24 protein-coding genes are annotated in these 22,770 nt (G+C 67.5%); 13 read left to right on the top strand and 11 right to left on the bottom strand.

Going from position 1 to position 22,770, the window contains the following annotated elements; all coding sequences use genetic code 11:
• Positions 1 to 137: 137 nt before the first annotated feature.
• On the top strand, positions 138 to 455 hold the full coding sequence (locus DIE04_RS12395; RefSeq protein ID WP_124523764.1) for a type II toxin-antitoxin system RelE/ParE family toxin: 318 nt from the start codon (positions 138 to 140) through the stop codon (positions 453 to 455).
• Between the two features lie 3 nt (positions 456 to 458).
• Positions 459 to 758, top strand: a complete 300-nt coding sequence (locus tag DIE04_RS12390; RefSeq protein ID WP_006750245.1) for an addiction module antidote protein — start codon at positions 459 to 461, stop codon at positions 756 to 758.
• Positions 759 to 806: 48 nt separating this feature from the next.
• Here the strand turns inward: DIE04_RS12390 and DIE04_RS12385 are convergent, their stop codons facing one another.
• From DIE04_RS12385 to andAc, 5 genes are all read right to left on the bottom strand, one after another.
• Entirely contained in the window at positions 807 to 2,093 is a 1,287-nt protein-coding gene (locus DIE04_RS12385; RefSeq protein ID WP_124520320.1) for a DUF445 domain-containing protein, read from the bottom strand.
• Positions 2,094 to 2,257: 164 nt separating this feature from the next.
• Complete coding sequence (gene andAa, locus DIE04_RS12380) at positions 2,258 to 3,478, bottom strand: anthranilate 1,2-dioxygenase system ferredoxin--NAD(+) reductase (RefSeq protein ID WP_124488770.1); 1,221 nt, start codon at positions 3,476 to 3,478, stop codon at positions 2,258 to 2,260.
• Entirely contained in the window at positions 3,468 to 3,794 is a 327-nt protein-coding gene (gene andAb, locus DIE04_RS12375) for an anthranilate 1,2-dioxygenase ferredoxin subunit AndAb (protein WP_044847551.1), read from the bottom strand. Before andAb ends, andAa begins: the two co-directional genes overlap by 11 nt.
• 25 nt (positions 3,795 to 3,819) lie before the next feature.
• A complete protein-coding gene (gene andAd, locus DIE04_RS12370) occupies positions 3,820 to 4,305 on the bottom strand; it encodes an anthranilate 1,2-dioxygenase small subunit AndAd (protein ID WP_044847552.1) in 486 nt (161 codons plus the stop codon).
• A gap of 17 nt (positions 4,306 to 4,322) precedes the next feature.
• Complete coding sequence (gene andAc / locus DIE04_RS12365) at positions 4,323 to 5,594, bottom strand: anthranilate 1,2-dioxygenase large subunit AndAc (protein ID WP_044847583.1); 1,272 nt, start codon at positions 5,592 to 5,594, stop codon at positions 4,323 to 4,325.
• A 210-nt stretch (positions 5,595 to 5,804) separates the two neighbouring features.
• Between andAc and andR the strand changes: the two genes are divergently transcribed.
• Complete coding sequence (gene andR / locus DIE04_RS12360) at positions 5,805 to 6,761, top strand: anthranilate 1,2-dioxygenase regulatory protein AndR (RefSeq protein ID WP_124488772.1); 957 nt, start codon at positions 5,805 to 5,807, stop codon at positions 6,759 to 6,761.
• A gap of 202 nt (positions 6,762 to 6,963) precedes the next feature.
• Here andR and DIE04_RS12355 read toward each other — a convergent pair whose 3' ends face one another.
• Positions 6,964 to 7,854, bottom strand: a complete 891-nt coding sequence (locus tag DIE04_RS12355) for a LysR family transcriptional regulator (RefSeq protein ID WP_044847554.1) — start codon at positions 7,852 to 7,854, stop codon at positions 6,964 to 6,966.
• A 91-nt stretch (positions 7,855 to 7,945) separates the two neighbouring features.
• Here DIE04_RS12355 and DIE04_RS12350 point away from each other — a divergent pair, with 91 nt between their 5' ends.
• From DIE04_RS12350 to catC, 3 genes are read left to right on the top strand one after another with little or no spacing between them, the layout of a single operon-like run.
• Positions 7,946 to 9,079 (top strand): muconate/chloromuconate family cycloisomerase, encoded by a 1,134-nt coding sequence (locus DIE04_RS12350; protein ID WP_124488773.1) that lies wholly within the window; start codon positions 7,946 to 7,948, stop codon positions 9,077 to 9,079.
• Between the two features lie 36 nt (positions 9,080 to 9,115).
• Positions 9,116 to 10,018: a catechol 1,2-dioxygenase gene (catA, locus tag DIE04_RS12345; RefSeq protein ID WP_044847556.1), complete on the top strand. Its 903-nt coding sequence runs from the start codon at positions 9,116 to 9,118 to the stop codon at positions 10,016 to 10,018.
• A 41-nt stretch (positions 10,019 to 10,059) separates the two neighbouring features.
• Positions 10,060 to 10,350, top strand: a complete 291-nt coding sequence (gene catC, locus DIE04_RS12340; protein WP_044847557.1) for a muconolactone Delta-isomerase — start codon at positions 10,060 to 10,062, stop codon at positions 10,348 to 10,350.
• A 145-nt stretch (positions 10,351 to 10,495) separates the two neighbouring features.
• Here the strand turns inward: catC and DIE04_RS12335 are convergent, their stop codons facing one another.
• Positions 10,496 to 11,281 carry an NAD(P)H-dependent oxidoreductase gene (locus DIE04_RS12335; protein ID WP_124520322.1) on the bottom strand — a complete coding sequence of 262 codons (786 nt, stop codon included), beginning with the start codon at positions 11,279 to 11,281 and terminating at the stop codon, positions 10,496 to 10,498.
• Positions 11,282 to 11,367: 86 nt separating this feature from the next.
• On the opposite strand from DIE04_RS12335, the gene DIE04_RS12330 reads away from it, so the two are divergent.
• Positions 11,368 to 12,261 (top strand): LysR family transcriptional regulator, encoded by an 894-nt coding sequence (locus DIE04_RS12330; protein WP_124523769.1) that lies wholly within the window; start codon positions 11,368 to 11,370, stop codon positions 12,259 to 12,261.
• Between the two features lie 306 nt (positions 12,262 to 12,567).
• Entirely contained in the window at positions 12,568 to 12,978 is a 411-nt protein-coding gene (locus DIE04_RS12325) for a DUF2471 family protein (RefSeq protein ID WP_044847560.1), read from the top strand.
• Between the two features lie 25 nt (positions 12,979 to 13,003).
• Here DIE04_RS12325 and DIE04_RS12320 read toward each other — a convergent pair whose 3' ends face one another.
• Entirely contained in the window at positions 13,004 to 15,037 is a 2,034-nt protein-coding gene (locus DIE04_RS12320; protein ID WP_124488776.1) for an NADPH-dependent 2,4-dienoyl-CoA reductase, read from the bottom strand.
• A gap of 76 nt (positions 15,038 to 15,113) precedes the next feature.
• Between DIE04_RS12320 and DIE04_RS12315 the strand changes: the two genes are divergently transcribed.
• Positions 15,114 to 16,196, top strand: a complete 1,083-nt coding sequence (locus DIE04_RS12315; protein WP_124523771.1) for an AraC family transcriptional regulator — start codon at positions 15,114 to 15,116, stop codon at positions 16,194 to 16,196.
• A 64-nt stretch (positions 16,197 to 16,260) separates the two neighbouring features.
• Here the strand turns inward: DIE04_RS12315 and DIE04_RS12310 are convergent, their stop codons facing one another.
• From DIE04_RS12310 to DIE04_RS12300, 3 genes are all read right to left on the bottom strand, one after another.
• Positions 16,261 to 16,710: an aconitase X swivel domain-containing protein gene (locus tag DIE04_RS12310; protein ID WP_124523773.1), complete on the bottom strand. Its 450-nt coding sequence runs from the start codon at positions 16,708 to 16,710 to the stop codon at positions 16,261 to 16,263.
• Positions 16,703 to 17,950 (bottom strand): aconitase X, encoded by a 1,248-nt coding sequence (locus tag DIE04_RS12305; RefSeq protein WP_124523775.1) that lies wholly within the window; start codon positions 17,948 to 17,950, stop codon positions 16,703 to 16,705. Before DIE04_RS12305 ends, DIE04_RS12310 begins: the two co-directional genes overlap by 8 nt.
• 65 nt (positions 17,951 to 18,015) lie before the next feature.
• Entirely contained in the window at positions 18,016 to 18,444 is a 429-nt protein-coding gene (locus DIE04_RS12300) for a MarR family winged helix-turn-helix transcriptional regulator (protein ID WP_044847566.1), read from the bottom strand.
• Between the two features lie 112 nt (positions 18,445 to 18,556).
• Between DIE04_RS12300 and DIE04_RS12295 the strand changes: the two genes are divergently transcribed.
• The 4 genes from DIE04_RS12295 (at position 18,557) to DIE04_RS12280 (ending at position 22,754) form a co-directional block, all read left to right on the top strand.
• Positions 18,557 to 19,477 (top strand): LysR family transcriptional regulator, encoded by a 921-nt coding sequence (locus DIE04_RS12295; RefSeq protein WP_044847567.1) that lies wholly within the window; start codon positions 18,557 to 18,559, stop codon positions 19,475 to 19,477.
• Between the two features lie 107 nt (positions 19,478 to 19,584).
• The gene (locus DIE04_RS12290; RefSeq protein WP_044847568.1) at positions 19,585 to 20,016 is read left to right on the top strand and encodes a MarR family winged helix-turn-helix transcriptional regulator; all 432 of its coding nucleotides are present in this window, start codon (positions 19,585 to 19,587) and stop codon (positions 20,014 to 20,016) included.
• Positions 20,017 to 20,077: 61 nt separating this feature from the next.
• Positions 20,078 to 21,166: an HlyD family secretion protein gene (locus DIE04_RS12285; protein WP_124523777.1), complete on the top strand. Its 1,089-nt coding sequence runs from the start codon at positions 20,078 to 20,080 to the stop codon at positions 21,164 to 21,166.
• Between the two features lie 13 nt (positions 21,167 to 21,179).
• Positions 21,180 to 22,754 carry a DHA2 family efflux MFS transporter permease subunit gene (locus DIE04_RS12280; protein ID WP_124488781.1) on the top strand — a complete coding sequence of 525 codons (1,575 nt, stop codon included), beginning with the start codon at positions 21,180 to 21,182 and terminating at the stop codon, positions 22,752 to 22,754.
• The last annotated feature ends 16 nt before the right edge of the window (positions 22,755 to 22,770 follow it).

The following is a 22,770-nucleotide window of genomic DNA, read 5'->3' as shown; positions in this document are numbered from 1 at the left end:
GAATGGCCGGGTCCGGCCGCGCGAAAGGGTCGGCCTGACGGCCAATTCGACCTCAAGCGGCGCGCGCGGCCCTATCGTCGGGGGCAAGCCAATTTCATTCATCGAACCTGTGAACCATGGTTGACATGCCGAGATCCATGCCCTACAGTGCCCCTACGTTCAGTATCCGGACCACCGATGTCTTCGACGCGTGGTTTGCCGGCCTGCAGGATCGCGTCGCCAGGCGGCGCATCCAGGCCCGCATCGACCGCCTGTCGATGGGCACTCCGGGCGCCTGGAAATCCGCCGGCTCGCCCGTCGTCGAAATGCGTATCGACCACGGCCCCGGTTATCGCGTCCACTACGTCAGGCGCGGAACGATATGGGTGATCCTGCTCTGCGGCGGCGACAAGTCGACGCAACAGGCGGACATCCGCGCCGCCCACGCGATGCTCGAGCGGCTCGATCTGGAGTAACCGATGGACAAGATCAAGACCCGGCCGTGGGATTCGGCCGAACACCTGAAGACCGACGACGACATGGCCGACTACTTCGAGGCCTGCCTGCAGGAAGCCGGCGACGACCCGGCCTTCATCGCGCATGCGCTCGGCGTGATCGCCCGCGCGCGCGGCATGTCGCAGGTCGCGCGCGACGCGGGCCTGTCGCGCGAAGGGCTGTACAAGGCGCTGTCGCACGACGGCAATCCGAGCTTCGGCACGATCCTGAAGGTGATCAAGGCGCTCGGCCTGCAACTGCACGGCGCGAAAGCGCACGCGTGATGCGGCGGCACACGATGCCGCGCCACATGCTCGACGCTCGGGGCCGCATCAATGCAGCCACTCCGCGGCCCAGCGCGGCACCAGCGACACCAGATACAGCCCGAGCCCGATCAGCCCGCCGACCAGCGTGCCGTTGATGCGGATGTACTGCAGGTCCTTGCCGATGTTCAGCTCGATCTGCCGCGACATCTCGCGCGCATCCCAGTTGCGCACCGTGTCGCGGATGTGACGCATCAGGAAATCCGCGAAATCCGGCGCCATCTCGTGCACGGCCTTCTCGATGTGCTCGTTCAGCGACGCGCGCAGCGCCGGGCTCTCCGCGAGCCGCGCGCCGAGCCAGCCGCCGAGCGTCGCGGCCTGCCGGTGCAGCGTCGAATCGGGCCGTGCGAGATCGGCCTTCAGCCATGCGCGCAACTGGTCCCACAGATCGCGCACGTAGTCGTTGAACGCGTCACCATCGCGGATGTAGCGCTTGATCTCGTCGCCCTTCGCGATGAACGCCGGGTCGTGCTTCAGCCGCTCGGTCAGCCGCACGACCGTGCGGTCGAAGCGCTGCCGCAGCTCGTGTTCGGGATCGGCCGCCACGCCCTCGAGCACGCTGCTCACCGCGCTCGCCAGCATGCGCGCGCCGTTCTCGCCGAACCACTGCGTCGGCATGATCTTCTCGATCTTCGGGTATTGCGTCTTCAGCCATTCGACGATGAAGCCCGCGATCACCTCGCGGTTCTCCTCCTTGTCGAGCACGTCGACCACCTGTTCGATCGCGTCGTCGAGCAGCGCCTGGTGGCGGCCGTCCTTCGTCAGCGTGTCGAGGATCGCGCCGGCCGATTGCGACAGGTCGATCCGGTCGATCACCGCGCGGAACGCGTCGTGCACGAACGACTGGATCCGCGCGTCGTCGGTCATGTCGAGCGCGAAGCTCATCAGCTTCGTCACGTAGCCGCCGAGCGCGTCGGTGTTCGCGGGCTCGCCGAGCCATGCGCCGAGCTTCTGCGCGGGATCGTGCTGGCGGATCTGCGCGGCGAGCGCGTCGGGGCCGAGGAATTTCTCGCGCACGAACACCGCGAGGTTGTCGGCGATCTTGTCCTTGTTCTTCGGGATGATTTCGGTGTGGCGCGACACGAACGGGATCGGCACGCGGCGGAACAGCGCGACGACCGCGAACCAGTCGGCGAGCGCGCCGACCATCGCAGCCTCGGCCACCGCCTTGAAGCCGTCGACCCACGGGCCGCGCGGCAGCAGGATCGTCGTGACGAATACCGCGACGGCGGCCAGCAGCAGCCAGAGCGCGCGGCGCTTGCTGCGTTTCAGTTCGAGGGCTTTGTCTGTCGTCATGGGCGACCGGTGAAACGGCAATGCCGCTAATATGCACCGATCGCCGGCCCGCGACAAACCCGAGCGCATTGCGCGCGCCGGGAATGTTGTCCCGAACGGGTTTCCTCCTGCGTTTGAGCGATCCGACGCGAACACGGCCGCCCCGGCCGCATTCGCGCGTTGCCTCAGAGAAACGTCTTCAGGTTCACCGCCGGATCGGCAAGCTTCGCCGGATCGGGCACGGCCCCTGCCGCAATCAACCGCCGCGACGCGCCGATGTCGCGCCCCAGGTTCGCCGCGGCCACCGCGACGATCTTCCCGTCGTCGCCCAGCCCGAACACCGTGAACGGCCCGCTCGCGGGATCGCCGCGCACGACGGTCGTCCGTTCGCTGCCGAACAGCCCGAGCATCTGCAGGTTGCAGTCGTACTGATCGGACCACAGCCAGGGCAGCTCGGCATAGGTTTCGTCCGCGCCGAGCAGGTTCGCGGCCGCGACGGCCGGCTGGTTTTCCGCGACCTGCCACGACTCGATCCGTACGTGGCGACCGAGCAGCGGATTGAAGTGCATCGTCACCTCGCCGGCGGCGAAGATCGCGCGATCGGCCGTCCGGCATCCCGCATCGACACGGATCCCGTTGTCGACCTCGAGGCCGGCCGCCTGCGCGAGCTCGACATTGGGCACGACGCCGATCCCGACTACCACGATATCGGCCGGCACGTCGCCGCGATCGGTCTCGACGATCGCGCCGCCGCCCGGGGCGCGGCGAATCGCGCGCGGCAGCGTCGCCATCTGGAAGAGCACGCCGCGCGCGTCATGCAGTTGCCGCGCATACGCGCCGACGACTTCCGGCAACGCACGCTGCAGCAGGCGCGCAGCCGGGTCGATCACCGTCACGTCGCAACCGAGCTGGCGCGCCGCGGCCGCCACTTCGAGGCCGATGAAGCCGCCGCCGAGCACCGCCACGCGACGCCCCGGCGCGAGCTGCGCGCGCAACGCACGCGCGTCGGCCACGGTGCGCACGTAATGCGGGACGACGCCTTCGTCGACCGGCCCGCCGAACGCACGCACGCGCGAACCGGTCGCGAGCACGAGCCGCGTGTACGGCACCGTCGCATCGTTATCGAGCCGCACACGCTGCGCGGCGCGGTCGATCGCGTCGACGCGCGAGCCGAGCCGCAACTCGATGCGCTGCGCGTCGTACCACGCGGCGTCGCGGATGAACGCGCGCTGCTCGCCGCCGTCCGACAGCAGCGCGTCCTTCGACAGCGCGGGCCGGTCGTACGGCAGCTCGCGCTCCGCGCCGATCATCACGATGCGTGCGTCGGCGTCGCGCGCGCGCAGCGCCTCGGCCGTACGCCGCGCCGCGTGGCCGGCGCCGACGATCACGAACGGGTCAGCCGACATTGACTTCCACCTGCCCGTCGACGATCCGGATCGGATAGGTCCGCACCGGCTCGGTGATCGGCGCGCATTTCGGCGCACCCGTGCGAATGTCGATCAGCCCCTGGTGCAGCGGGCATTCGACGCAGCCGTCTTCCACATAGCCTTCGGACAAGCGCGCGTGACCATGCGAACAGAGGTCATGCATCGCGAACAGTTCGTCGCCGATCCGGAACACCGCGATCGGCTTCTGGCCGGCGACGCGTGCCGCCGGTTCGTCTTCGGAGAATTCGTCGAATGTGCCCAGCGGGTGCCATTCGGCGAGGGTTGCTTCGGTCATGTCGTTTCCTTGGCTGTCGGATCGGTCAGATCGGGGTGGCGAGCAGCGTCTGCACGCGCGACGTGTCGTAGATCACGCGCTTGGTCTTGTAGCGCAGCCCGTCAGGCGTGCGCACGACCGTGTCGTAATACTTGCCGGCCTGGTACACGTTCGATTCGCCGTTGCTGCGCGTCTGCACGACCACGTAGTTGCTCTCGGTGTCGATCTCGCCGTCGCGTTCGGCGACGATCGTGAGGCCCGACGTCATGTGCCGGTACGTGTGCTCTTCGAAGATGTTCGCGTGCCGCAGCGACACCACGCGGTCGCGCAGCATCCGCTGGTTCGTGCAGTGGACGATCCCGACCGGCAGCCCGAGATCCGCGTTCTCCTTCGGCACGATCTCGTACGTGCAGTCCTCGGTGAACATCTCCGGCCAGCGTTCGAGCCGGTCGTTGTCGAGGTGGCCGATGTAGCGGTTCTGGAGCATGTAAATCTCGAACCACGTCTTCATGTCTTCCGTCAGGTTTTCCATCGTTCCGCGCTCCCGCTTCAATAGCCCATCAGCTTCTGATAACCGACCCAGAACTTGCGGATCAGGCTTTCGGTGATCACCGTGTCCTGCTGGTCAGGGTTGCCGCGCGACATCTCGATCACCGACGTCGCATCGGCGTCGCGCACCGTGCCGCGCTGCACGAGTTCGGTCGCCTCCGTGTCCTCCATCGAGATGTAGCCGGCCGGCCCGACGAGGTTCGCCTGCTTGATGCGCAGCGCGCGCAGCTCGGGCGTGTCGTCCGCGTAGCCGAAGAAGTGGAAGATCAGCTCGAAGTTGTCCGGCCCCTTCGGCAGGATCTGGCGCGCGACCAGCGTGTTGTGGATCTGCTGGATCACGAGCTGCGGGAAGATCGGCTGGATGTGGTTCGTGCAGTCCTCGTCGTATTCCGACACGAGATCGAGGATCGACTCGTCTTCGAGATGGAAACCCTCGTCGAACGAGCGGATGTTCTGCTGCTTGTACGCGGCCGACGTGTCGTCGCCCGTCTTCGTCACCGTGATGATGCTGTGCAGCCCGTGGTTCGCATCGGGAATCGAGCGCGCCTTCATCCCGACGCGGAAGATGTTGAAGGTCGTATGGAACAGGTGCAGCATGCTCGCGTGATACGGATCCTTCACGTTCTCCATGTACAGCTTCCAGTTCGACTTCGAATACTGGCGCGTGCAGCCGAGATACTCGATCGGCTTGTGGAAGATCCGGTCGATCCACGGACGCATCTGCTCGCCCAGGTATTCGGGCAGCGGCGCCACGTCGTCGCTGAAGGTTGCGAACACGAGCCCGCGATAGCTGTCGACGCGCAGCTTGCGCAGCCCGTGCTGCTTCGGGTCGAAGTCGGCCGGCATCCCGGTCATCCCCTTCTGGCCGCGCCGGAACGGCACGCCGAGCAGGTTGCCCTGGTTGTCGAAGCTCCACTGGTGGTAGACGCACGTGTGCGAGCTCGCGTTGCCGCGCGACTTGCGGCAGACCTGCGCGCCGCGGTGCGCGCAGCGGTTCACCCAGGCTGACAGCGTGCCGTCCTCGGTGCGCGTGACGACGACCGGCGTATCGCCGACGAACGTGCTCTTGAAGTCGCCGGCGTTCGGGATTTCCGCTTCCAGCGCGACGAAATTCCAGGTCGGCCCGCGGAAGATGCGTTCCTGCTCGCGATCGTAGACCGCGCGCGAGCTGAACACCTTGTACGGCACGCGCGAACCGTCTTCGTGCGGAAAGCGCACATCGGACGCGTCGTCACGCGTGGCGAATACGACGGGCGATTCTGTCTGCTCCATGTCGGACTCCTTGTGGTTCCGTTTCGTTGATTCCATGGAGCCGATTTTTGAAAAGCTAATATTCGGCGTCTATCCGGAAAGTGTGATTGCGGCGGCGCAATATCCACTTTCGGCGGATTTCTGCGCTAGCATGGCGACACACGCGACCCGGCGCACGATCGCGACCCATTCGTCGGATCGAAGCGCGCGTCCACACCAAGGCCGATGCCCATGTCCCCAACGTCGTTCGAGCCGCTTGCGCTGCGCGCGCACCGGCTGTTCGAATCCCGCGATCTCGACGAGACGCGCGAGCGGATCTCGCGCGTGATGCAGCCGCACGCGCTGCTGCCGAGCGGGCGCGTGCAAGGCGCATCGCATATGGATTTCGTCCGGCTCGGCGGCCTCGGGATCGGCACCATCGCGTTCGGCGACGCGATGCGCGTGCAGGTCGACGCCGTCGACGGCTATTACCTGCTGATGTTCTGCCTGTCCGGGCAGGCGGAAGTCCACGCGATGGGGCGCCGGCTCGGCGTCGACGGGCAGACGGGCGTGCTGTGCGCGCCCGGCGAGCGCTTCGACGCGGTGCTCTCCGCCGACTGCGAGCAGTTCGTGCTGCGCATCGATGCCGCGACCGTCGGCTCGCTGACCGGCGATCCGCGCGCGATGCTCGACCCCGTGCTGCACATCAGCGATGCCGCGCTCGCCGCGTGGCGCCAGCAGCTGATGCTCGTCGCCCGCTCGCCCGAGCTGCTCGAACGTGCGAATGCCAACCCGCGCGTCGCGTCGCAGCTCGAGCACCTGCTGATCGATCTGCTGATCGAAGGCCACCCGCCGTCGGTACCGAGCGCGCGCCTCGATCCCGCGCCGGGGTTCGTGCGGCGCGCGCAGGAGTTCGTGAACGCGCACTACGCGCAACCGCTGCAGCTCGCCGATATCGTCCAGGCCGCCAACGTGCCGGAGCGGACGCTGCGCGACGCCTTCCTGCAGTTCCGCGGGATGAGCCCGATGCAATACCTGCGCGCGACGCGGCTCGAGCATGCGCGGGAGTTGCTGCGCGGGTCGGCGTCCAAGCGACGGATCGCCGATATCGCGCTCGATTGCGGGTTCACGCACCTCGGGCGGTTCGCGATCGCGTACCGGGAGAAATTCGGCGAATCGCCGTCGGAGACGCTCGACGGGATGCGGTAGGCGGGTGCCGGGCTTGTCGGGCTCGGCTGCCTTGCTGCCTTGCTGCCTTGCTGCCTTGCTGCCTTAGCGCCTTACCGGCCTGATCGGCTCGCTGCGCGCCTGCATCTACGGCAAATGACATCGCATCGCGATGCCCTCTCCGCATTTGGCGTAGCGTGGTGAAATTGACCGTTAGTTGCAATTGATACGGAAACGGCCGGCCCTACGCCGCCGGCGCGATCATCGCCCGCGCGATCGCGCAGAACGCGGTCGTCGCGGCGCTTTCGCCGTGCAGCCGGCGGCTCATGATGATCGGCGACGTCGCCGTGGGTTCCGGCAGCCGCCGGTAGACGACGCCCTTCACGCGCACGCCTTCCACGCTTTCCGGCACCAGCGACACGCCCACCTGCGCGGCGACGAGCCCAAGCGCCGTCTGCAGTTCGCGCACCTCGTGCACGGCCGCGGGCACGAGCGCGCCGTCGCGCAGCGCGGACAACTGCTGGTCCGCGAAGCTCGGCCGCGGCGTGCTCGGATAGACGATCAGCGTCTCGTTCGCGATGTCCGCGAGCGTCAGCGGCCGGTCCGGATCGGCGAGCGGATGGCCGACCGGCAGCGCCGCGATCAGCTTTTCCTCGATCAGCGCCTCGCGCACGAGCTGGTCGTCGTCGAAGCGCAGGCGGCCGAACCCGACGTCGATCCGCCCGCCCTTCAGCGCGCCGAGTTGCTCGAGCGTGAACATTTCGATCAACGACAGCTCGACGTCCGGCTGCGCCTCGCGAAACGCGCGGATCACGTCCGGCAGCGCGCCATAGAGCGTCGACGGCACGAAGCCGATCACGATCCGCTCCGACAACTGCGCGAGCCGCCGCGTCAGCGGGCCGAGCTCGTCGGCCTGTTCGACGACCCGCGTCGCCTGCGCATAGAACACGCGGCCCGCGTCGGTCAGTTTCAGCGGCCGCGCGCCGCGCTCGAACAGCGGCAGCCCGACCTCGTCCTCGATCGCCTGGAGCTGGCGGCTCAGCGGCGGCTGCGTCATGTGCAGCCGCTCCGCGGCCCGCGTGATGTTCATCTCCTCCGCGACGGCGATGAAGTACCGGAGCTGGCGCAATTCCATTTCATGCCTCAAAGGTATGGAAGTAGTCGGAAAGAGTGTTGGACGACGCCGGGCGGGAATTCCTACCATGTGCACCAACAGGAGGAATCGCATGATAGCAACTGCCGCCACCATCGAACGCATCGAGACGCTGCTCGTCGACGTGCCGACGATTCGGCCCCACAAACTGTCGGTCGCCACGATGAATTGCCAGACCCTCGTACTGGTCCGCGTTCGATGCACGGACGGTATCGAAGGCGTCGGCGAGGCGACCACGATCGGCGGGCTCGCGTATGGCGAGGAGAGCCCCGAGAGCATCAAGGTCAACATCGACACCTACTTCGCGCCGCTGCTGCAAGGCATGGACGCGACACGTCCGGGCGCTGCGATGGCGCGTGCGCGCAAGCTGTTCCAGGGCAACCGGTTCGCGAAGTGCGCGCTCGAAACCGCGCTGTTCGATGCGCAGGCGCGCCGCCTCGGCGTGCCGCTGTCCGAGTTGTTCGGCGGCCGCACGACCGACGCGGTCGACGTCGCGTGGACGCTCGCGAGCGGCGACACGCAGCGCGACATCGCGGAAGCCGAGGCGATGCTCGACGCACGCCGCCATCGCGCATTCAAGCTGAAGATCGGCTCGAACGCGGTCGACGACGACGTCGCGCACGTGATCGCGATCAAGCGCGCGCTCGGCGAGCGCGGCGACGTGCGTGTCGACGTGAACCAGGCCTGGACCGAAACCGACGCGATCCGCGCCGGCGCACGACTCGCGGACGCCGGCGTGAGCCTCGTCGAGCAGCCGATCGCCGCAACCAATCGCGCGGGGCTGAAACGCCTCACGCAGCTCGCGCACATTCCGATCATGGCCGACGAGGCGCTGCACGGCCCCGTCGATGCGTTCGCGCTCGCACAGGACCGCGCGGCCGACGTGTTCGCGGTGAAGATCGCGCAGTCGGGCGGCCTGCTCGGCGCGGCGAGCGTCGCATCGATCGCGTCGGCGGCCGGCATCGACCTGTACGGCGGCACGATGCTCGAAGGCGCGGCCGGCACGATGGCGTCCGCGCAACTGTTCAGCACGTTCGGCTCGCTGAAATGGGGCACCGAGCTGTTCGGCCCGCTGCTGCTCACCGAGGAAATCCTCGTCGAGCCGCTGCGCTACCAGGATTTCAAGCTGCACCTGCCGGCGACACCCGGCCTCGGCATCACCTTCGACTGGGCCCGCATCGAACGGATGCGACGCGACGCCCGCTGATCCCGCACGACACGACAACCGAAACCGGAGACACAGATGAACAAGCAAGCCATCGACGCCCTGCTGAAAACCTTCGACGACGCCGCGGAAAAGCCCGGCAATCCGCGCGTGCGCGCGATCGTCAACCGGATCGTGAAGGACCTCTGCTACACGATCGAGGATTTCGACGTGCAGCCGAGCGAGTTCTGGACCGCGCTCAACTACCTGAACGAAGCCGGCCGTGAATTCGGGCTGATCGCCGCGGGCCTCGGCCTCGAGCGCTTCCTCGACGTGCGGATGGACGAGGCCGAGGAGAAGGCCGGCTTCCACGGCGGCACGCCGCGTACGATCGAAGGGCCGCTGTATGTCGCGGGCGCACCGGAATCGGTCGGCCATGCGCGTCTCGACGACGGCACCGATCCGGGCCAGACGCTGATCATGCGCGGCCAGGTGCTCGGCCAGGACGGCACGCCGCTCGCGAATGCGCTCGTCGAGGTATGGCACGCGAACCATCTGGGCAACTACTCGTACTTCGATCAGTCGCAGCCGGCGTTCAACCTGCGCCGCTCGATCCGCACCGACGCCGAGGGCCGCTACAGCTTCCGCAGCGTGCTGCCGGTCGGCTACAGCGTGCCGCCGGGCAGCAAGACCGAGCAACTGCTCGACCAGCTCGGCCGCCACGGCCATCGTCCGGCGCACATCCACTTCTTCGTTTCCGCGGACGGATATCGTAAGCTGACGACGCAGATCAACATCGAAGGCGATCCGCATATCTGGGACGACTTCGCATTCGCGACCCGCGAAGGGCTGATCCCGAAGATCAGGCAGGCCGAGGGTGCGGAAGGCAAACCGTATGGCGTCGACGGGCAGTTCGCGCTGATTGACTTCGATTTCTCGCTGCTCAAGGACAAGCAGGACGTGCCGGCGAGCGAAGTCGAACGGGTGCGGGCGCAGGCCTGAGCGGCCGTCCCGTTCGCCGAATCGACAACAAGGAGCGCAGGATGCTGTTTCATGTGGAAATGACCGTCCGCCTGCCGGCGGACATGGATCCGGTCAAGGCGGCCACGCTGAAGGCCGAAGAGAAGGCGATGTGCCAGCGGCTGATGAACGAAGGCGTCTGGCGGCATCTGTGGCGGATCGCGGGGAAGTATGCGAACGTCAGTATTTTCGACGTCGAAAGCGTGCAGCAGCTGCACGACCTGTTGAGTCAGCTGCCGTTGTTTCCGTATATGGAGATGGAAGTGCGGGCGCTGTGCCGGCATCCTTCTTCGGTGCGGGAAGATGATCGGTAAGAAGTGAATGTGAAGCGCGGCGTTATCGAACGGCCGCGCGAAGCACGGCCCCGGGCGGCCGGCGATTTTCTCGCCGGTCGCCCGTGACGTTTTGCACAGCCGCCGGGTTCAGGTGGCGCCCCGCGTCACGACGATACAGTGACGATCACCGCTCGCTCGCCAGATGCGCCGCGAACCCGACCGTCCCCGGCGCGATTTCCGCCTTCAGCGTCAGCGCCGGAATGTCGTAGTCGCCCGCGTTCTGTCGCCGGAACGGAATCGGCTGCGCGGTCCACAGTTCGTCGAGACGCTTGCCGAGCGCCGCACGCGTTGCGTCGAAGCGCTCATCGTTCATCTTTCCCGTCCGGTAAATCACGAACGGCGGCAGCACGTCGAACCCCGGGTAGTACAGAATCCCGTGCTGGATCGGGAACAGCACGTCGTCGATCGGCCCGTTGATGCCGCGCGCGCTGTAATGCGACTCCCAGCCGCCCGTCGTGACGATCACCATCGCCCGTTTGCCCGCCAGCGAACCTTCGCCGTAACGGTCGCCCCAGTGCAGGTCGGAATGCTCGCCGACGCCGTATGCGAAACCATACGCATACACACGCTCGACCCAGCCCTTCATGATCGCCGGCATCGAGAACCACCACAGCGGGAACTGCAGGATCACCGCATCGGCCCACTTCAGCTTGTCCTGCTCGCGCGCGATGTCGTCGCGCTGCGTGCCCGTCTCGAACGCATGCTTCGAATCGAGCGCAGGATCGAAACGCGCGTCGGGTGCACGGACGGTCACGTCGTCCGCGTCGAACGCGGCCTTCCAGTTCATCGCATACAGGTCCGTCACCTGCACGCTATGACCCGCCGCTTCGAGATGCTCGACGGCAAAGTCGCGCAGCGCGCCGTTCAGCGAACGCGGCTCCGGATGGGCATAAACGATCAGCACATTCATGTTCGTCACTCCGTTGATTGAATGACTGCAGGATGACGTCGCCGAAGGTATATTGGAAATGAATTCCCGATATTCCAGGTATAGCCGTGAACAATCTCAGACGACTGGATCTGAACCTGCTGGTCACGCTCGACGTGCTGCTTGCCGAGCACAACGTCACGCGGGCGGCCGAGAAACTGAACATGTCGCAGCCGTCGGTCAGCGTGCAACTGCAGAAACTGCGCGACCTGTTCGGTGATCCGCTGTTGCTGCCGGGGCCGCGCGGAATGCGGCCGACCGCGCGGGCGGAAACGCTGCGCGAGCCGCTGCGAGATGCGCTCGAAGCAGTCGAACGCGCGGTGCTGACGGCCACGCCGTTCGATCCGGCAACCGCGACGAACACGTGGCGCGTGGCCGCAACCGACTATGGCGAATCGACGATCGTGCTGCCCGCGCTGAACAGGCTGCGCTCGGCCGCGCCCGCGACGCGCCTCGCCGTCGTCGAACTCGTGCCGCCGCGCATCGAGCAGGACGCCGAGCGAAACGGTATCGACCTGGCCTTCCACACGACAGACGGTTCGCCGGAAGGGATGCGGCGTCTGCCGCTGTTCGTCGAGCGTTACGTGCTGGTCGGCCGCGCCGGTCATCCGAAACTCAAGCGCCGCCCGACGCTCGCGCAGTTCGGCGCACTGGAACACGTGATCGTGTCGCCCGACGGCGGCGGCTTCTTCGGCGTGACGGACGAAGCGCTCGCCAAAGCCGGCGCCACGCGGCGCGTGGTGCTGTCGGTGCCGCATTTCCTGTTCGTGATGACGGCCGTCGCCGGCACGGACCTCGTCGCGATGCTGCCCGAGCGGCTGGTGCGCAATACGCCCGCATTGCGCGTCGTGGAGGCGCCGGTCGAGGTACCCGGCTACGAGATGTCGATGCTGTGGCACGAACGCGTGCATCGCGATCCGGCGCATCGATGGTTGCGGGAGACGATCGCCGCGTCGGTGTAGATCGCCAGACGAGCGGTCGGCACAGTGAGGCCATCGCGAGGTTCCGAGACATGACGTGCGCAGCGCGATGCAGCGAAGAGCACGGAGCAGAAACGCGCTTCTTGCCAATGCGGCTTCATGCGTCGGCCGCCCTTGCCGGTCGCCCTTGCCGGTCGCCCGAATCCGCTCACCCGAATCCCGGTCGCCGCACGAACACATTCATTCAGTACTTGAAACCGCCTCGAACACTGTATATATTTACAGTGCTTTTGTACCATTTGACCCGAATTCCGTCACCCATGACGGACGGACTTTTGTGAGGCGACCATGTTCCAGTCATCCGCATTCGATCCCGAGCAACCCGGCTTCAACCCCGTCCACTTCGAGCGTGCCGCGCGGCAAGCGGTCGTCGATCTCCAGCGTGTCGTCGGCGGCCCTGCGCAGCGGGCGCTCGGCTTGCGGCGCCGCAGCCATCCGGCCGCCGTCCGCACGATGAGCTGGCAGGCGCTGCTGAATGTCGAGGAGCTGGCGTTCTCGAACACCGGCTTCCTGAACCGCAACGATCCGATGGTCGTCGACGCCTTCATCCGGCTGCGCGACAGCCGGATGGTCGCCGCGGACGTCGAGGAAGCCGTCGACTGGAAGCGCGACGACGACGATCTGCCCGCCGTCTATCTGATCGTCAAGGCGATGCTGGAAGCGGAAGAGCGCGAGACACAACGCGTCGAGATGGAGTGACGGCGGCGCCTCGCGCGCCGTACCGTTACAGCCGCGCCGCGAGCCGCGCGCCCTGATCGATCGCACGCTTCGCATCGAGCTCGGCCGCCAGCTCCGCGCCGCCGATCAGATGCACGGAGCGTCCGGCCGCCTGCAGCGGCGCGAACAGCGCGCGCTGCGACTCCTGCCCCGTGCACAGCACGATCGTGTCGGCTTCGATCAGTTCGTGATCGGTGCGCTGCTCGCCGTACGACACGTGCAGCCCGCGCGCATCGATCAGTTCGTAGTTCACGCCGCCGATCATCTTCACCTGCTTCATCTTCAGCGTCGCGCGGTGAATCCAGCCGGTCGTCTTGCCGAGCCCCTTGCCGAGCGGCGCGGCCTTGCGCTGCAGCAGCGTCACTTCGCGAGCGGGCGCCGCGACCTGCGCGCGCGTCACGCCGCCGCGCGTCGCGGCCGGATCGGTCACGCCCCACTCCGCCTTCCACTCTTCCAGATCGAGCGTCGGCGACTCGCCGTCCTGCACCAGATACTCGGCGACATCGAAGCCGATGCCGCCCGCGCCGACCACGGCGACCCTCCGGCCGACCGGCTGCCTGCCGGCGAGCACGTCGATATAGCTGAGCACGTTCGGCCCGTCCTGGCCGGGAATCTTCGGGTCGCGCGGCGCCACGCCGGTCGCGAGCACGATCTCGTCGTAGCCGCCCGCGATCAGTTCGCTCGCGTCGACGCGGCGGTTCAGGTGCAGGTTCACGCCGGTCAGCTCGACCTGACGGCCGAAGTAACGCAACGCTTCGTCGAACTCCTCCTTGCCCGGAATCCGCTTCGCCATGTTGAACTGGCCGCCGATCTCCGGCGCCGCGTCGAACAGGTCGACGTGGTGGCCGCGCTGCGCGAGCACGGTCGAGCATGCAAGCCCGGCCGGCCCGGCGCCGACCACCGCAATGCGCTTCGGCTGCTGCACGCGCGTATAGATCAGCTCGGTCTCGTGGCAGGCGCGCGGGTTCAGCAGGCACGACGCGATCTTGTTCCTGAACGCGTGGTCGAGACACGCCTGGTTGCAGCCGATGCAGGTGTTGATCTCGTCGGCGCGGCCCTGCGCGGCCTTGACGACGAACTCGGCATCCGCGAGCAGCGGGCGCGCCATCGACACCATGTCCGCGCAGCCGTCCGCAAGGATCTGCTCGGCCACTTCCGGCCGGTTGATCCGGTTGGTCGTCACGAGCGGAATGCCGACCTCGCCCTTCATCTTCTTCGTCACCCACGCGAACGCGCCGCGCGGCACCGACGTCGCGATCGTCGGCACGCGTGCCTCGTGCCAGCCGATCCCGGTGTTGATGATGGTCGCGCCCGCGCGCTCGACGGCCTTCGCAAGCTGCACGGTCTCGCTCCAGTCGCTGCCGTCGGGAATCAGGTCGAGCATCGACAGCCGGTAGATCAGGATGAAGTCGCGCCCGACCGCTTCGCGCGTGCGCTCGATGATCTCGATCGGCAGGCGGATCCGGTTCTCGTACGAACCGCCCCACTGGTCGGTGCGCTTGTTCGTATGCATCGAGATGAACTGGTTGATCAGGTAGCCCTCGGAGCCCATGATCTCGACGCCGTCGTAACCGGCCTCGCGCGCGAGCTGCGCACATCGGACGAATGCACGAATCTGCCGCTCCACGCCGCTTGCGCTGAGTTCGCGCGGCGCGAACGGCGAAATCGGCGACTTGATCTTCGACGGCGCAACCGCGAACGGGTGGTAGCCGTAGCGGCCGGTATGCAGGATCTGCAGCGCGATCTTGCCGTCGTCCGCATGCACGGCGTCGGTGATCACGCGATGGCGCCGCGCGCCGGCCGACGTCATCAGCGTGCCGCCGAACGGCTTGGTCCAGCCGGCCACGTTCGGCGCGAAGCCGCCGGTCACGATCAGGCCGACGCCGCCGCGCGCGCGTTCGGCGAAATAGTCGGCGAGCCGCGGCAGCGTCTTGCGGCTGTCCTCGAGGCCCGTGTGCATCGACCCCATCAGCACGCGATTCTTCAGCGTGGTGAAGCCGAGGTCGAGCGGCGCGAGCAGATGGGGAAAGGAGGTCGTCATGATGATCCAGCCGGTAAGCGATGCGTGTCATCGTAGGCCGCGCGCCGCCTTGAACGTGAGGGGGCAAACAGCCATAATGCTTGTCATTTCCGGCCAAATCGACATGACCTCCCCGTCTCGCAAGGATCACCTCGGGCTACGCCGGCCGACGATTCCGGTCGCCTATACGCGCCTGCTGCTGCAGGCGCTGGCCGCACGCGGCGTCGACCTGGCCGCGGTGCGCGCGGGCACCGGGCTGCGCGATGCGGTGTTGGCCGAACCGGACGCGCGCGTCGCGCCGTCGCAATGGGGCCGGCTCGTGCTCAACGCGATCGAGATCGGCGGCGATCCGGGCATCGGGCTGGCGTTCGGGCTGCTGCTGAAGCCGACCGTGCACGGCTTCCTCGGCTATGCGACGCTGACCGCGCGGGACATCCGGGAAGCGCTGGTCGTCACGCAGCGCTACTTCCGGATGCGCAACCGCCAATATCGGCTGACCTACGCGGAGGACGCGCACGGCGCGACGCTCGAGCTGCACGGCGTGCAGGCGAGCCCCGTGCTGCAGCATCACGTGATGTTCGAGTTCGTGCTGACGGGGCTCGCGCAGAACATCTCGCAGTGGTCCGGACGCGCGTCGCCGCCGATCGTGCTGCGCTTCACGTGGCCCGAGCCCGGTTATTTCGCGCGTTATCGCGACCAGTTGCCGCCGGTCGAATTCGGCTGCGCGGCGAACGCGCTGTGGATCGCGCACGACGTGCTCGACTGGCCGCTGCCGCTCGCCGACGAAGTCGCGCACCGGCAGGCGCTGGTGCAGGTCGAGCGCGAGTATGCGCAGGTACGCCAGGAGGAAGGCGATCTCGTCGAGCGCGTGCGTGCGGAACTGGCGCGAACGGCCGGCGACTATTCGAGCCCGGAGGCGCTCGCCGACGCGCTGCTGGTATCGACGCGCACGTTGCGGCGCCGGCTCGAGGACGCCGGGTCGAGCTATCGGCAACTGCTCGACGAAGCGCGGTTTCGCGACGCGAAGCAATTGCTCTGCGCGTCGGACCTCGACCTGAAGACGATCGCCGAACGGCTGCAGTTCACCGACCCGGCGAATTTCACGCGCGCATTCCGGCGCTGGGCCGGGCAGACGCCGAGTGCGTATCGGGAAGCGGCCGGCGCCCCGGCGAGCGAGTGAGCCGGAAAGCGCTCGCGCTCCGTCGCCCGCATCGCCGACGTGAAACGGAACCAAGCGCTGCCCGTCAATCGCCGACGAAGATCCACGCGCCGCCGTCGCCCTCACCCGCCTCGATCCGCACCTCGCCCGTCGCGGCGACGATCGCGTCGTACACGTCGTCCGTCACGCACACCACCGGCACCGCGATCGCATACAGCTCGGCGGCGACGATCGCGCCGATCGAGATGATCAGGTCGCGCTCCTTCAGCACGATCCCGACCGGCCCCGTGCCGTTGCGCACCGCTTCCGCGAGCACGCTGCTGCTCGAACTCGAGCCCTTCGCGTGCGGCATCACCATGATCCGGCCGGCGAGGCTCGCGCCCGCCTGCGGATGCCCGCGATCGACGATCCGCCCCGCCCCCGAGTCGTAGCCGCCCCAGAAGCTGAGCGGCTTGTCGAGCACGATCGTCTTCGCGCATGCGCTGCCCGGCACGAGCGTGTCGCCCGTCAGTTTCCCGATCGTTGCATCAGTCATCGAATCGCACCTTTCCTTCCAACGCGGAACGCACGCATTCGCGCATGCTGCCGTACGCCACCGTGACGCCGATGTTCGCGGGCGCATACGACGCCCACTTCCCCGAGTTGGTCATCACCAGGCCCGACAGCTGTTTCATGACCGGCGTGATGTACGTGCAGGTATCGACGACGATCTGGATGCCGCGCGCGTCGAACTTGCCGGCGAGCCCGAGCTCGCCCAGCTCCCACAGGATGAAGCGGCTCGTGTTCACGTAGAAATCGCACTTCGGCCGGCCGTCGAACTGATCGAGCAGCGCGTCGAGCGTGCGGAACTCGGCCAGCGAGAAGTGCGGCGTGCCGAGCGCAACCGCGACGAGCGCATCGCCGGCCGCGCCGTGGTTCAGCGTGCGGCGGATCTCGTCGAGATCGGCCATCGCGACATCGACCGTGCGCTGCGCCGCCCGCCCGTGCAACGCGGCGTCGAGCGTCGGCGCCTCGGGCGTGACGCCCACCGCATGGAACAGCGCAACCGCGCCGCTCGATGCGGCAGCCGCGCCGAGCGCCTTGAGTTCGTCTTCGGTGGTGTCCGCGGGCAGCCCGACGATCGCCGGCACGGTCGCGCCGGCGATCCGGCCGATCAGAAGCCCAAGCGCCGCGAAATAGATGTCGCGCGAGGGCCGCTTGCCGAAGTCCGGCGCGTTGAACACGATCCGCGCCGCGCGATTCGCTTCGACGTGCAGCCCCGCATACGGCGCACGCCCGGTGATCGCGGCGGCCAGGTCGAGAAAGTCGCCGTAGCGGCTGGTACGCGCACCGAGCACCGAATTGGCGAACACGATCGCATTGGATTCCGCCCACGCGATCTGCTCGCCCAGGCGCGGACGATTCTTCAGCTGATACGGCGCGCACGTGAAGCTCGATTCGCAGCCGAGCTGCAGATGCGCATCCATCAGGCGCTGCGCGTCGCGCTGGATCGCGCGGTCGCCGTGATACAGCTCGGGATGGATCAGGTCGAGCGACCCGACGTTCAAAGTGGTCGGCACCGCGACCCGCGCGCCGGTGTCGACGAAATACTCGACGAAGTCGAGGCTGGTCCGGCCGTGGTAAAGACAGCCGTCGATATGCGCGGACGTGATGTCGATCAGGTGCGGCGCCGACATGACCTCGGCCGTGCGCGCGACGATCCGCATCGCGCGCGCGACGCCGTCGCCGAATGCGCCGCGCAACATCGCGTCGTCGCGTTCGCTCAACTGCAGCATGGGGGGCTCCTCGTGTCTCGTCCGGTGGATCCGGATCGCTTTTGTCATACTACCGCGCGTCGCGCCTAGCGCTGCGCCGTCAGGCTGAACAACTCGTCGCGCAACGCCTGGGCGCGGCCCTGGCCGAATTGCGTCTCGAACTCGTCCTGCGCGGCTTGCCACGCGACCTTCGCCTGCGCGTAGGTGCGCTCGCCGAGCTTCGTCAGGCTGAGCGCATGCGCGCGGGCGTCGTGCTCGGACGCGGCCGCGGCGACGAAGCCGTCGCGCTGCAGCGGCTTCAGCGCGCGCAACAGCGTCGTGCGGTCCATCACCAGCCGGTCGGCGAGTTCGCTCATCAACAGGCCGGGCCGGCGCGACAGGTTCGCCATGATCGAGAACTGCGCGGCCGTGACGCCGACGGGGGCCAGATGCCGCTCGTAGAGTTGCGTGACGAAGCGCGCCGCCTGACGCAGCGCGAGGCAATTGCAGGCCTGGGCCATCTGGATGTCGTTCATGACCGGCAATTTATATGTGCATATGCATAAAGTCAATGTACACTCGGCCGTAACAAGGGCCGGCGCCGGCCGCGCGCATCCGGCGCCGCGCCATCGCTTCGAGGAGACGGACATGGACTACATCGACAAGCTGCGGATCTTCCGGTCGGTGGTGGAAATGCGCAGCTTCACGCGCGCGGCCGACATGCACGGCCTCGCGCGGCCGGTCGTGTCGCGGGCGGTCGCGGATCTGGAAGCGCGCTTCGGCAGCCGCCTGCTGCACCGGACCACGCGCCAGGTCTCGCTGACCGAAACTGCCGAGCGCATCTACGAGCGATGCGCGGCGGTGCTCGACGAGCTCGACTCGCTGGAAGCGCAGGCGCAGTCGTACACGCGCGAGCCCGAGGGACTGCTGCGGCTCGTCGCGCACACGACGGCCGCGCTGAACCGGCTCGTGCCGCTGATCGCCGGTTTCAAGGCCGCGCATCCGAAGGTGCGGCTCGACGTCACGCTGACCGAGCGCCCGGTCGACCTCGTCGGCGAAGGCTACGACATCGGCATCGTCGTGCCGTACATGCTGACGAGCGAGACGACCGTCGTGCGGCTGATCGAACGCATTCCAGTGGTGATCGTCGCGACGCCCGCCTACCTGCGCGCGCATCCGCGTCCCGAAACACCGGCCGAGCTCGCCGGCCACATGTTCGTGCCGATGTCGCCGTCGCTGCGCCGGCCCGCGCTGTCGTTCCGCGTCGACGGCGACACGCTGACCGTGCCGTTGAGCTTCGACGTCTCGTCGAACAGCCCCGTCTTCAACCGCGAAATGGTGATGCACGACTTCGGCATCGGCGTGGTGCCGAGAGCGCTCGTCGAAGCCGAACTCGCGTCGGGTGCGCTCGTGCAGTTGCTCGAAGGCGCCGATCTCGTCGACGCGTTCGTGGAAATCAAGCTCGCCTACGCGAACCGCGCGCTGCTGCCCGCGAAGGTCAAGGCGTTCATCGACTACACGGCCGCGTACTACGACCGCGAAGGCTCGATTGTTCCGGCCGCGGCCTGATCCGGCGCGCAAACGCACCTTTCCACCGCCGATTGGTACAGCCACGGCACCAATCTGATCCTGTCTCGCCGCTCGCTTCGCATCGCGTGGGCACCTAATATGTGCACATGCACAAGTCCACGCTTATCGATGACGATTGCTTCGCGGTCCGGCAAGCCGCCCGGCGAATCTCGCAGTTCTACGAGCGCTACCTGTCGCGGGCGGGCGTCACGCCGTCGCAGTACAGCATTCTCGCGCTGCTGCGGGAGCGTCCGGGCCTGACGATGGCGACGCTGTCGGCCGTGCTGGTGATCGAGCGCACCGCGCTGTTGCGCGCGCTGAAGCCGCTGGTCGGCGCGGCGCTGGTCACGGGCCGGCTCGAGCCGCGTTGCCGCCGCCAGACGTTCGCGCTGACCGCGCACGGCGAAACAAAGATCGCCGACGCGCATGTGCACTGGCTCGCCGCGCAGGAAGCGTTCGAGCAGCGGTTCGGACCGGCGCAGGCGGCCCGCCTCAGAGACGAATTGTTCCGGATCACGCACAACCTGCCGGAACGCTAACTTCCCCGATCGGCGACGCGTCGTCGGTCGTTTCAATAAGTGCATATACATAGGTGAATCGATGGAAACGACCCAAGCCGCTGCCTCCCGCGAGGCAGCCACAACCGACCGGCCGGCAAAGCAGCGCCGCGTGCCGTGGATGCGGATCGCGGTGGCCGCCGTCGTCGTCGCGGTCGCGGCCGCGGCGCTCGACTGGCTGTTCGTGCTGCGTTTCCAGGAGAGCACCGACGATGCGTATGTCGGCGGCGACGTGACGGTGCTCGCACCGAAGGTGAACGGTTTCGTCGACAAGATCCTCGTGACCGACAACCAGCGCGTGAAGGCCGGCGACGTGCTCGTGCAGCTCGATGCGCGCGACTACGATGCGAAGCTCGCTCAGGCGAGCGCGGAAGTCGACAGCGCGCGCTCCGCGGTGGCCGAACTCGAAGCGAAGCAGCAACTTCAATACGCGGTGATCGGCCAGCATGCGGCGGACCGGAATGCGTCGTCGGCCGAGCTCACGCGCGCGTCGTCCGATCGCGTGCGCTACCGCGAGCTCGTGAAATCCGATGCGGTGTCGAACCAGATCGTCGAGCGCGCGGACGCCGATTACTCGAAGGCGGATGCGGCCGTCGCACGCAGCGACGCCGCGCTGCTCGCGTCGAAGCGGCAGCTCGACGTGCTCGGCGCGCAGCTCGCCGATGCGCGGGCCCGCGTGAACACGGCACTCGCCGCGCAACGCGTCGCGGCGCTGAACGTCGAGTACACGACGATCCGCTCGCCGGTCGACGGTTACGTCGGCAACCGCACGGGCCGCGTCGGGATGCTCGCGAACGTCGGCGTGCCGCTGCTGACGGTCGTGCCCGCGGCCGGGCTGTGGATCGACGCGAACTTCAAGGAAGACCAGCTGCGCAAGATGCGCTCAGGCGATCGCGTCGATGTCACGCTCGATGCGTCGAGCACGCGCCTCCACGGCCGCGTCGACAGCCTGGCGCCCGCGACCGGCGCGACCTTCAGCGTGCTGCCGCCCGAGAACGCGACCGGCAACTTCACGAAGATCGTCCAGCGCGTGCCGGTGCGCGTGCATCTCGATCCGCAGCCGGGCATCGAGCACGTGCTGCGCCCCGGTCTCTCCGCGGTCGTGACCGTGCATACCGACCACGCGAACTGAACGGGAGCCTGCGATGACCACCGCGATTTCCGGCGACCCCGCGTCGCAACCGACCAGGCAGCGCGTCTTCGCGTTCGCGCTGATGTGCGTCGGCTTCTTCATGGCGACGCTCGACATCCAGATCGTCGCATCGTCGCTGCGCGACATCGGCGGCGGGCTCTCCGCGAGCCAGGACGAGCTGTCGTGGGTGCAGACGGCCTACCTGATCGCCGAGATCATCGTGATCCCGATGTCGGGCTGGCTGTCGAAGGTGATGTCGACGCGCTGGCTGTTCACCGCGTCGGCGGTCGGCTTCACGATCACGAGCATGCTGTGCGGGCTCGCGTGGGACATCAACTCGATGATCCTGTTCCGCGGGATGCAGGGTGCGCTCGGCGCCGCGATGATCCCGACCGTGTTCACGACCGCGTTCGTGCTGTTCCCGGGCAAGCAGCGGCTGATCGCGTCGACGACGATCGGCGCGCTCGCGTCGCTCGCGCCGGCGATCGGGCCGGTGATCGGCGGCTGGATCACCGATCAATGGTCGTGGCACTGGCTGTTCTACCTGAACCTCGTGCCGGGCATCGCGGTGGCCGCGCTCGTGCCGCGCTACGTGCACATCGACGCACCGGACCTGAGCCTCGTCAAGCGCGGCGACTATCTCGGCATCGTGCTGATGTCGGGCTTCCTCGGCTGCCTCGAATACGTGCTCGAGGAAGGCCCGCGCAAGAACTGGTTCGGCGATCACGTGATCGTGTTCTGCGCGTGGATCTCCGCCATCTGCGGCTTCCTGTTCATCGTGCACGCCCTGACCGCGGAAGACCCGATCGTCGACCTGCGCGCGCTCGCCGTGCGCAACTTCGGGATCGGCAGCCTGCTGTCGTTCGTGACCGGTATCGGGATCTTCGTCACCGTGTTCCTGACGCCGCTGTTTCTCGCGCAGGTGCGGGCGTTCAGTTCGCTGCAGATCGGCATCGCGCTGCTGTCGGTCGGCGCGTTCCAGCTGCTCGCGCTCTGCGCGTATGCATTCGCCGCGCGCTACTTCAGCATGCGCGCGCTGCTCGTGTTCGGGCTGATCTGCTTCGGCCTCGGCTGCTACCTGTACACGCCGATCACGCACGACTGGGGCTGGCGGGAACTGCTGCTGCCGCAGGCGCTGCGCGGCATCGGCCAGCAGTTCAGCGTGCCGCCGATCGTGACGATGGCGCTCGGCTCGCTGCCGCAGTCGCGACTGAAATCGGCGAGCGGCCTGTTCAACCTGATGCGCAACCTCGGCGGTGCGATCGGCATCGCGGTGAGCGCGACGATGCTCAACGACCGGCTGAACTTCCACTACCTGCGCCTGAACGAGCATGTGAGCGCCGGCGAGCCGCAAGTCGCGTCGCTGCTCGACCGTCAGGCCGCGTACTGGACCTCGGTGGCCGGCAACACGCTGGATACCGCGCAGGCCGGCCTCGCGAACCTGCACCGCCTGATCTATCGGGAAGCGCTGACGCTCACCTACGCGGATGCGTACTACGTGCTGTCGCTGTGCTTCGTGGTCGCGCTGGTCGCCGTCGCGTTTTCCCGTCCCATCACCCTGAACGCGCCGCCGCCGGACGCGCACTGAAGCCAAGGTCGTCATC

It is taken from the genome of Burkholderia sp. Bp8994, from assembly GCF_003853805.1.
Classification (GTDB): Bacteria; Pseudomonadota; Gammaproteobacteria; order Burkholderiales; family Burkholderiaceae; genus Burkholderia.
Note: the sequence above shows the minus strand (reverse complement) of the source record. Positions and strands in the feature narration are given on the sequence as shown.